This is a genomic window from Flavobacterium sp., from assembly GCF_044369455.1.
Classification (GTDB): domain Bacteria; phylum Bacteroidota; class Bacteroidia; order Flavobacteriales; family Flavobacteriaceae; genus Flavobacterium.
Map to the genome: position 1 here is coordinate 1 of NZ_JBIPLW010000091.1, position 2,720 is coordinate 2,720.

Annotated in this window: 3 protein-coding genes; 2 read left to right on the forward strand and 1 reads right to left on the reverse strand. The window is 49.5% G+C overall.

The genetic code is table 11. From position 1 onward, the window contains the following. Positions 1-104 precede the first annotated feature (104 nt). Both ACIQ2L_RS14695 and ACIQ2L_RS14700 read left to right on the forward strand, forming a co-directional pair. A complete protein-coding gene (locus ACIQ2L_RS14695; RefSeq protein ID WP_396160171.1) occupies positions 105-950 on the forward strand; it encodes a PEP-CTERM sorting domain-containing protein in 846 nt (281 codons plus the stop codon). Positions 951-1,348: 398 nt separating this feature from the next. After that, complete coding sequence (locus ACIQ2L_RS14700) at positions 1,349-1,591, forward strand: PEP-CTERM sorting domain-containing protein (protein WP_396160175.1); 243 nt, start codon at positions 1,349-1,351, stop codon at positions 1,589-1,591. 215 nt (positions 1,592-1,806) lie between these two features. Here the strand turns inward: ACIQ2L_RS14700 and ACIQ2L_RS14705 are convergent, their stop codons facing one another. Beyond that, on the reverse strand, positions 1,807-2,568 hold the full coding sequence (locus tag ACIQ2L_RS14705; RefSeq protein ID WP_396160173.1) for a CAAX prenyl protease-related protein: 762 nt from the start codon (positions 2,566-2,568) through the stop codon (positions 1,807-1,809). Between the last annotated feature and the right edge of the window lie 152 nt (positions 2,569-2,720).

The following is a 2,720-nucleotide window of genomic DNA, read 5'->3' on the forward strand; positions in this document are numbered from 1 at the left end:
GACGGCACGGCGGAGCGAGCCTGCTACTTTTGTCGATTGTGACAACAGGAGATCGCGATGGGTCAGGTGTCGAATGAGCCTTTTTTGTCCTTTTTTCAAAATGATTGTTCCCTTTTTCTTTTTTGCATCGCTCTTTTTTTGATTGCTGGCGGCTGATCGGTATGGGGATTTTCAAACTGCTGGATTTGGCGATGCTTTGTAAAACAAGCCGCAAAGCCATTTGCTTTGGAGTTGGAGAAATGAATTTGAAAAACAACTCGACTTTTCTACTCTCTATCATTCTTTCAGTTTTCTCCTCTTTCTGTCTCGTTCCTTCGGCGCCGGCTGCGATCATCGCGTCGACTATTCCGTTCCAGTCAGGTGAGCGGTTCATCAATGTGCCATTGGGAAGTGGCGTGGGTGCCAAGGTCGGGACTTTTTCGTATTCCCATGGATTTCATGACTACCAGAGTTTCCGGTTTCGTGGCTGGGTCGATTTGGCCGGAGGAGTTATTTCGTCCTCGTCTCCAAGACTCTTGATTGCCCCCTACGGTACCTCGGTTTTGGATATATCCATCGGGAATCCCAAAGTCGTCACGACTTCGTTGGCAATCCACAACATTCCGGTAGGGGGCAGCAACTCAGTCGATGAGCGTCAAAGCCATTGGGTTCCATTTGCTGCAAACGACGGTGCGAGGGTCGAAGGTTTTATCAACAGTGATCCGCTGGGTAGGATAGACGTTTGGTTCTTCAGCGATACGGAAACCGATTTGTGGTTTCCCCGTAGTACGGTGACCAACACTGGAGTTGACGCAAATTTCAATCCCATACTTGTGGAGGTTCCGTATTCGGCTACCTTTGAGTTAGTCACGGTGCCGGAACCGTCGGCGATCGTTGGTTTTGCATTGTTGTTTCTCTCGCTAATTCTTCTTCGTAGATTCTATAGATCGCAACGGAGCTGTGCTTTATGACCAGATTCTTTCTTTTGTTGGGTCTACTCTTAGTTCCTGCGAACCTCTCTTTAGGGGATTTTATAGAGAGTACGGAGCAGCAATCTGGCATTCTAGTGGACTCCGCTAGTACCAGGGCCTTTTATCTTGGAAGACTATTTGAAACCCAAGATGCTTCAAACATCCAATCTTTCTCTGGAATATCTGCCGTGGCAGTCTTGGGTCAAGGACCGAACGTGAGGCTCTATGCGGGCGCTCAGTCTAGTCCGGCGAATGTTGATGCAGCGATATTGAATGGTAACCTCCTTTACACTGGCATTACCTTCACGACGACGAACTCCACTAGCCCGGCGACTTACGCCGCCGGAGGTTCGAACGGGATACCATTGAATGTGAATACGGGGACATCGCTTCGGAGTATGCTTGGCAGTAATGCTGGACTCGATTTCTGGCTCGTAGAGAATAACCCATCCTCCTTCACGGCCCCAGCAGGCAGCACGGGCATCGGAGGGAATAGCACTCCAAACAATTATACGATTCGTTTGCAATTCACGGCCGTCCCAGAGCCATCTTCCCTGGCTCTAGTTATTCTTTCCGGAGCAGCTGCTGTAGGTTTTGCTCGTAGACGCGTATTTGGAATGAAACGAACCATCGAGTCCTGAGCGACTAGCCGTGTTCGTTCAAAAGCTTCCAACTCTTTTCCAAAATTCAGCTTGGCACATCCGGCAAAAGTAGCGGCACGCTCCATGGTCCGCTCACTGAGATTTGCTGGTATTCTAGGTGGACGGCACATGGAATGTGCCTACTACATTGACTTTTGTCGGCTCTATCCAACTTCTGCTGACACCAAGTGCCATGATCACACTAAGTGCCATGATCACACTAAGTGCCACGCACCAAAGATTACGACATAAACTCCTAGTAGTAGGTTTGTCGTACTATGAGCCGCAATGCATTCCCAGAGGTTCTTGGTGCGGATGTAGAGTACGGTAATGAGCGAAAACCAAAGTGCGGCCGCTATCAACTCCCCAGGATGCATCAGCATCGGCACGATCGTCCCCGCGACCGCCGAACTTTTTGTGACCATTCCGATCGGATATTTCCACCATTTTTCGGTTGCCATGTATCGCATCAGGAACCCGCGTAGAAAATACTCTTCCATGATCGGCACCACCAGGGCCAAACCCGTTCCGCGGACGACCAAATACAACGTAATCCCAACGGTAGAGCCGGCCAATTGAATGAACGGATTGAATGCTGACCGGGTCTGTGCCCCGAAGTAGCGATCCAGTCCAAACTGCTGGAGTAAGGGGACAAGATAAGTACGCTCCAGTTCAAGATGGCAAACGCCAATCCAAATCGCGGCTCCGAGAACTCCGATCGATACTCCTTGTAAACCGATGGGTCTGACCATCGGTTTGTACAACGGCCATGCGAGCCGCAGCGCAGCCACGGTTGCAAAAAGCTTGAAGCCATAGATCCACGGGTAGAATTTATAGTTGCCCGAGTCTGGATCCGTCGGCTCAAAACTTCCGATGAGCATGTAGAGAAACATTGGAAGAACGAATGCCAGCCAACGGTGGTTTAATAGTGTTTCTAGCCAAATTCGGAGAACGCTTGAAGCCAATCTGCTTTCCATTTTCAACTATCTTTTCTTTTGCTCTGTTTGCCATGAAAAAGATTGCACTGGGCTTGGAATGATAAGCTCAATTACCGATCGAAAGGAAAGTCAAAATGGCGGATTCATGTGAATTTCTCGTATTCGGACAGAGCCGGATAGACACCGCCGCC